At 72.1% G+C, this 7,128-nt stretch carries 7 protein-coding genes; all 7 read right to left on the minus strand.

What is annotated here, in order from left to right; genetic code table 11:
* Nucleotides 1-10: 10 nt before the first annotated feature.
* The 7 genes from J3S20_RS27065 to J3S20_RS27095 all read right to left on the minus strand — a co-directional run bounded on the left by J3S20_RS27065 (nt 11) and on the right by J3S20_RS27095 (nt 6,542).
* Entirely contained in the window at nt 11-2,032 is a 2,022-nt protein-coding gene (locus J3S20_RS27065; RefSeq protein ID WP_216840045.1) for a phage tail protein, read from the minus strand.
* Nucleotides 2,032-2,385, minus strand: coding sequence for a DUF6950 family protein (locus tag J3S20_RS27070; protein ID WP_216840046.1), 354 nt, complete (start codon nt 2,383-2,385; stop codon nt 2,032-2,034). Before J3S20_RS27070 ends, J3S20_RS27065 begins: the two co-directional genes overlap by 1 nt.
* Nucleotides 2,382-2,948, minus strand: a complete 567-nt coding sequence (locus J3S20_RS27075; RefSeq protein ID WP_216840047.1) for a hypothetical protein — start codon at nt 2,946-2,948, stop codon at nt 2,382-2,384. The genes J3S20_RS27070 and J3S20_RS27075 overlap by 4 nt, the downstream gene beginning before the upstream one ends.
* A complete protein-coding gene (locus J3S20_RS27080; RefSeq protein ID WP_092963421.1) occupies nt 2,948-3,634 on the minus strand; it encodes a hypothetical protein in 687 nt (228 codons plus the stop codon). The genes J3S20_RS27075 and J3S20_RS27080 overlap by 1 nt, the downstream gene beginning before the upstream one ends.
* Nucleotides 3,635-3,649: 15 nt before the next feature.
* Entirely contained in the window at nt 3,650-5,806 is a 2,157-nt protein-coding gene (locus J3S20_RS27085; RefSeq protein WP_216840048.1) for a tape measure protein, read from the minus strand.
* 29 nt (nt 5,807-5,835) lie between these two features.
* The gene (locus J3S20_RS27090) at nt 5,836-5,988 is read right to left on the minus strand and encodes a hypothetical protein (protein WP_216840049.1); all 153 of its coding nucleotides are present in this window, start codon (nt 5,986-5,988) and stop codon (nt 5,836-5,838) included.
* A 164-nt stretch (nt 5,989-6,152) separates the two neighbouring features.
* The gene (locus tag J3S20_RS27095) at nt 6,153-6,542 is read right to left on the minus strand and encodes a hypothetical protein (RefSeq protein ID WP_246603318.1); all 390 of its coding nucleotides are present in this window, start codon (nt 6,540-6,542) and stop codon (nt 6,153-6,155) included.
* Between the last annotated feature and the right edge of the window lie 586 nt (nt 6,543-7,128).

Below are 7,128 nucleotides of genomic sequence, written 5' to 3' on the forward strand. Positions count from 1 at the left end.
CGTTCTCCGATCAGAGGGCGGTGGCGGTGACCGGGCCGGCGAAGGCGGAAACGTTGCCCTCGGCCGAGACGCTGCGCAGCCAGTACCAGCGGGCTTGGCCGGTGGTGAGGCCGATGCGGTCCCAGGGCAGTGCGGTCGGCTCGCTGGCCAGCTTGGTCGCGGCGGCGAGGCTGGCGCTGCTGGCCTCGAAGACCTGCAGGCGCACCCCGTCAGCCGGAAAGCCGCCCGACAGGCGCACGCCGCCGGTGATGCCGGTCGCGGCCAGGCCCGACGCGGCGGCCGGCACCAGCGCCTCGCGCCAGCCCGACACCGCGCCGCTGCGCGCCTGGGCGCGCACGCGGAACGCGGTCGGCTCGGCCGTGGGGATGGCGACAGCGGTGGCGCCGAAGCCGCCGGCATAGCCCTGCCAAACCGCGACGGCGGTGGGGCGAAATTCAATCTCGTAGCCGGCGAGATAGGCCGAGCCTACCGCCGACCAGGACACCGCGATCGCCGTTAAGGATGTCCCGAGCGGCGTCTCCACCAGGATGGCGGCCGGCGCGGCGATCACGCCCGGGTTCGGCAGCACCACCGACGGGTTCTGGCCCGTGGCCCGCTCATCCGTCGCCGGGTTCCAGGCCCAGACGGCGGGATCCTCCTCGGCCAGTTGCAGGTTCACCCCGCCATCCGGCGCCAGAGCCCAGCCGGTCACTCTCGCCGGGAACGGCGTCAAGCGTTCGAGCGCTACCGTCACCCCGTCCCAGGGCCGCAGGCGCAGCGCCGCAAGGTTAGCCTGCATCGCCACCTCGCGCTGGCGGCGGTTGCGCTCCAGCTCGATTTTCATCAGGCGCTGGACCGTCGCCGCCGAGGTGGTGAGGGGAAATTCCATGTCCCGGTAGATCGCCTCGCCACCATCCTCGGTGACGTAGTTGCTGGCGAGCAGCGGCGGCGCATCGGTCGGCTGCCAGGCGGCGGCCGGCTCGACATAGACGGCGCGCACGCCGTTGAAGAGGTCCCGCCGCGGCCGCGAGCCCACGATGGTCACGTCGCCGCGCAGATCGTCCGAGGTGAGGGTCGCGGCCGGCAGCGCGGGCGCCCCGGCATGGATGTAGAAGCGCCCTCCGCTCACGACCAACGCGCCGGCCATCGCGGCGACCAGCTTGCGGGTGATGGCGATCTTGCCCTCGCCGAGGGTGACGGCGCCGTTCACGGTATAGCGCCGCTCGGCGGTGCCATCGCGGCGGCCCATGATCTCGTCGCAGATGTTGGCGGCGGCCATGAGCGCCGGCAGGTCGATGTCCGCCCAGTCCGCGCGCCACCCGAAGGGCGAGGTCAGGTACCAGGCCAGGCAGAGCGCGGGATTGTCCGACCAGCCGGTGGCGCCGGTGCGCGGATCCAGGATGGTGTCCGCTCCCTCGACGATGGCCGAGAGGCTGGGGGCGCCAGAGGGGAAGGCCTCGGGCCGCAGCTTGAGGCGCACGGCGAGATAGGCGCGCCCCTGGCCACGATGGGCCGCGGTCCACTGGCCGCCAGTGTCCGCGACGAGGTTGGCATTGGCGGCCTGGCCCGGATCGCCCAGCGCGCGATCGATGCGCAGCAGGCCGGCAAACTTGGTGTCGGTGGAAGCGGTGCCGTTCAGGAACACCTCCGCGATGGCGCGCACGCGATGCGCGGCCAGCACCACGACGACGTGGAGAAATCCGTCGGCGCGGCCCTCGTCGTCAGTCGCGGAATGCAGGAACACCACGGGGCCGGAAGTGCGGCAGCGTCCGAAGACGATCTGGTGCTCGGTGATCGGTTGGCGGAAGGACTGGGTACGGCCGGCGCCGGGCGTGCGGGGGTCGAAGCCGGAGCCCGGGCCGGTGTCGGTCCCTGGCGTGACGTTGGCGCTGCGGGCGGCGGAGGGCGACTTGGGGCGGAAGACCGCGGCACCCACGGCGGAGACCACCAGTGCGGCCCCTGCGGCCGCCACGGCGCCCAGGACGCCGCCGCCAATGACGGCGGAGGCGGCGGCTCCCGCCGCGGCGGCGATGAAGGGAATGGCGACGGGCATCAGCCAACCCTCCAGGCGATGGTGCACGCGGTGATGGGGAGGCGAAGCAGCCCCGCGGGTCCGACGAAAGCGGCGCGGCCGGCGTCGAGCAAGACGCCCAGGCGGTCGGGATCAGTGGCCAGCACCACGTCGCCAGCACGGGCGAAGGGCACTGGCACTCGGGGGTAGCCGGCGGTGTCGGCCATCGCGGCGAGGGTCGGGCGGTGCTGCCACAAGGGCCGCTGGCCCGTGCAGGCCACCACCGCGGCCATGGCGAAGCGCCCGCAGTTCCAGCGCGCTGCGTCGAAGGGCCGATGCTCCGCCGCGCTGATCAGCGCCGCAATGCGGTCCGGCCAGTCCGGCAGCCGGGTCACTGGATCGGCAGCCGGATCTCCGCCTCCTGCAGGGCGGGAACGAACTCGAAGAACCGGTCGCCCGGATACTCCGCCTGCTGGTCGGCGTCGGTGTAGCGCCGCACTTCGGCCCGCTCGAGGTCGACCAGCCGGCTCTCGCAGGCCAGCGCCACGGAGGGCTCGGCGCCGTCCGTCACCTCCATGGTGTCCATCAGCCCCGCCCAGAGCGGAAACGGGTCCGCGACAAAGGCCCCCTGCGCGTCGAGCAGCGCGCCCCACAGCGTGACCGGCCGCAGGCGATAGCTGCGCTCGGCCAGCGCGATATCCACGACCTCCTGCGGCACGGGCGACAGCGCGAGTGTGAGCCGCACCGCGCGCAGCTCGACCGTCTCCTCCACATCCGAGATGGCGCCGATGCTGCCGGCGCCCTCGAACACCTTTCCCGCCCAATCGAGCAGCCCGAGCCCGGTCCAGACGCGAAAGGGGCCGGTGGCGAAGTCGAGCTCGACCAGCACGACCGGCGTGGCGATCGGTGCGGTGGCCGCTGCCGCCGCCTGATTGCTGAGACGCGGGGTGCCGGACATCAGAGGGCTTCCTCCAGGCGGATGGTGACGGCGGCAAAAGGCCCGGGCCGGGTCGGGTTCGCCGCCTCGTCGTCGGAGACCAGCCGCATCGGCACGCTCGGCAGCGAGAGGATCAGCGGCTCGCCCACCACCACCGCGGCGCGCAGTGGCGGCGCGATGGCGATGGTCGCCGTCCCGGCGCCGGAGGCCGCGACCGCAGCGGTGGCGATGTAGAGGCGCCCACCAAGGCCGATGTAGTCGCCGGCGCCGACCGCCACGGTGCTGGGCCACCAGCCCTGCGTGACGATAGACAGCGCCCCCCGTGGCGCACCGGCGGCCAGCGAAGGATTGCCCGAGCCCACCACCAGCCCGGTCCCGTCCGTGAAAATCGTGGCGTCCGAGAAGCTGTACGGCCCGGTTGGCACATCGCCCTGGCTGCGCGGATCGCCGGTGCGGTACTCCCGCCGCCAGTCCCAAATGCGAACCGTGTTCGCGGATCCGGCCAGTGCCGCCAGCAGCCCGTCCATCACCCCGGCCTGCACGCGGCCCAGCGGCTCGAAGCTGGCCTCCGCCACCCAGCGCGCCCCCTCGCGCCGCAGCACCTGCGTGGCGCGGGTGACGGGGGAGACGAAGCGCAGCGTGTTGTGCTGCAGGTAGAAGCTCAGCCGCGACGGCCGCAGCACGGCGGGCCAAGCGTATTCCGTCATGATGCCCTCCTTGGCCTAACCCCGCACGATGGAGGTGGCGCTGCCGCCGCGGCGGATGGCGTCGAGCGTCGCCGCGCTGGCCTGACGCACGATCTGCGCCGAGAGCACCCGCAGCCGCGCCTCGACACCGGCATCGGCGCCGCGCGCATCGATGGTGATGCTCTGGTTGATCACCGGGCCGCCGGGCGCCATGCCGTTGGGCAGCACCGTGCCGCTGCGGTTGGGCACGAACCATTCGGGGCCGCGCTCGCCGACGATGTAGGGCTGGCCGCTCGCCACCGGCCCGCCCTCGGCGCGGAACAACCCACCCAGCGCCGAGCCGATCCCCGAAAAGATCGAGCCGAAGTCAAAGCCGGCCAGGCTGGAGGTGACCGCCGTGCCCAGCGGCTCGGTGATGGTGCGTCGGACCACGATGCGGGCGATGTCCTGCAGGATGCCCTGCAGCACCTTGGAGAAACTCTCGCCCTTGATGATCGCGTCCTCGAAGGCGGAGGAGAAGGTCAGGCCCAGTTCGCGCGCCGTGTTGCTGGTGCGCTCCGTGGCCTGCTGGACGCGCTGCTGACTACGCTCCAACTCCTCCAGCGCGGCATTGGCCTCGCGCGAGATGGTCTCGTCGGGGATGGGTTGGCCGATGCGTTCGGAGCGCTCCACCAGCCGGCCGAGGGTTTCCAGGCGCCTTGTGTAGCGTTCCTGGGCGTTCTCGTTGTTCTGGATCAGCCGCTCGCGCTCGCGGATGATGTCGTTGATCTCGCGCTCGGCCTCGCGGTCGGGGCGCGGGATGCTGGCCACGCGGCGGGTGGTGCCCTCGATGCGGCGCAGCGCCTCGTCGCGCTCGCGAAGGGCGAGGGTTTCGAGGCGGGTGCGGTCGGCGGCGGTGATGCCGCCCGCGGCCTCCGCCTCACGCAGGCGACGGACGCGGTCCTCGTATTCGCTATTGATCCGGAAGCGGTCGTCGAGCGCCTTGCGCAGTTCCTCGGCATCCGCCGCGGTGCGGCGGCGGCGGGCCTCCGCGGCCTGGCCGGCTGCCGCCTCCTGCTCGGTGCGCTGGCGCTCGCCGGCGGCCTGCTCGCCGCGGGTGATCTCCTCCTGGAGTTCCGTGTACTGCCGGCGCAGCTCCTCCAGCCGGGCAGCGCGGTCTACGCCGGCCTGCTGCTGCGCGGTGCCAACCAGCCCGCCGCGGATCGAACCGCGGCGCGGCTGCGAGCGCAGGCTGTCGCGTCCGTCGCTCTCCGCCTCGAGGCGGGCGATCTGGGCGCGCAGCGCCTCGGCCTGGGCGCGGCGGTCCGCCTCCTGCTCGGAGGGCAGCAGCAGGCCGGAGCCGCGGCGCACGCCGTCCAGCACGCGCGCGGCGCCGGAGAGCGCCCGTGCCAGCGTGTTGGACAGGCCGATGGCTTGGTCGAGCCGTGCCAGGAACTGGTCGGCGGCGGCGGTCAGCTGGCCGAAGGCGCGGCCGACGGAGAGCGGCGCGCGCTCGAACTCGCCATTCAGCCGCTCGACGGCGCGCAGCAGCGCCGGGAACACCGTGTCGGCGGTGAGCTTGCCCTCGGAGCCGAGCTTGCGGAGTTCGCCGATGGACACGCCGAGCTCGCGCGCCAGCGCCTGCGCCAGCGTCGGCAGGCCTTCGAGGATGGAACGCAGCTCATCGCCCTGCAGCGTGCCCGAGGCCAACGCCTGCGCCAGCTGCTGGGTGGAGGAGGCGATCTCCTGCTGGCTCGCACCCGAGGCGATGGCGATGCGCTGGAGGCCGCCGACGAGGGTGGCGACCTGGTCGGAGGTGGCGCCGATCTCGCGGGCGGCGATCGAGAAGCGCGCGAAGGCGTCGACGCTCTCGCGGACGGCGACGCCGGTCTGCAGGCTGTCGCGATAGAGGCGGTCGTAGATCTCGCCGGCGCGCTCGACAGAGCCCAGCGCGGTGTTCAGCCGGCCCATGGACTGGGTCAGCGCATCGCCGGCGACCACCACAGCACGCAGGCCCGCGGCGAGTCCGGCGATCTGCACGCCGCGCACGGCGACGTCGAGCAGGTCCAGCGCGCGGGAGGCTCGGTCGGCGCCGCCCTGGATGCGCTCCAGGCTGCGATGGCCGGTCTCGCCGACCTCTCGCAGCTCCTGCTTGACTCGGGCGGCGTCGTCCAGCGACAGGCGGACCGAGACGCGGCGCGTGCTATCCGCCATGCGTCACGCCTCCTGCGTCAGTGTGGTGATCAGGACCCGGGGGGATCAGTGCGGCGCGCGGCGCTGCCGGCGGCGAGGCCCATGCGCATGGCCAGCAGCAGTTCCGCTGCGGCCCAGCCGGAGGCGCCCATCTCGCGCGCGGTGGCGAGCACGGCCGGCATGTCGAGGTCGAGGCCCACCATCGTCGCGGAGGCGCAGGTGGTGCCGGCGGCCCAACAGGCGGCGCCCTCGACGCTGGCTGGCGCGTGGGCGGCGTAGGGGCAGGTCAGGCCGCAGTCGCGATCAAGGGCCGCACAGCCGCGGCAGTAGTCAGGACCCTGGCCGAAGTGCCATTCGGCCCGAGCCCTTAGCCGTTTCCCTCCAGGGCCACGGCGGCGACCGGACCGGTGGCGCGATCCCAGAAGGCGGCGGCCATCTCGTCCATGTCCATCAGGCGCTCGACCGCGTCGGGCGAGAGCGGCAGCGGCTTGCCGGCGGCGTCGCCGACGCCCTCCCACGCGGTGACGGCGTGCCGGGCGAGCGCCTTGACCAGAAAGGCGAAGGCCAGGCCGCGCGCCATGTCGGGGTCGAGGTCGGCGTCGGACGCCCGCAGCGCGCCGAGGCGGCGGGCGGAGCCGGCCTGGGCGGCGGCCATCACGGCGGTGGTGACAGGGCGGATTTCCACGCGGACGCCGCGCGGCAGGTCGAGCCAGTACGGCCCGACCGGGAGGTCTAGGGTGAGCATGGGGTTCTCCATTTCGATGATTCTGGCGATGGTGCGCGCATCCCGAAGAGGTAGGGGCAAGCGCGCAAGGGCTCAGGCCGACCATTTGCGCGGAGCAGTTCAGCGCTGCGTAGATATCAGGGGTGCAGCACGAAGGTTAGGAACGTGGCTTCTTCTGATCCGGAGCAGTCGGTTGTGGCCGCAAACTTACAGCCTGGGTTTGGCCGAAAACCGGCTGTCTGTTTTTTGGCGGATCAGGCTGGAAGCGGACCTTGATTTCACGACCCGTCGGCGACGTTGCGACGGGGAAGTAGGGCCTGTTTGGACTGGAATGGTCGAAATCGCCGTTATTCTCGGGGGCGCACCCGTGTTGGTAGCAATGTTGCGGTCCAGACGAACTACGTCGGGGCATCCACCCAGGTCGGATCACCTCGCTGGGTGTACGAGTTTCAAGCGCCGCAGTTCATCCACAATCACCGGCCCGAGGCGCAGTGTGCCGATGTCCTCGATTCCAGCCAGCCACCTGCGCGCCGCATCAGGCGTTAGTACTACTGTGTCATAAAGAACTTGCCTGATTGGGCTGTGCTTTTGTATGCGTGGAGATTCTCACGCATGGAGG

Source organism: Falsiroseomonas tokyonensis, assembly GCF_019024325.1.
Lineage (GTDB): Bacteria > Pseudomonadota > Alphaproteobacteria > Acetobacterales > Acetobacteraceae > Falsiroseomonas > Falsiroseomonas tokyonensis.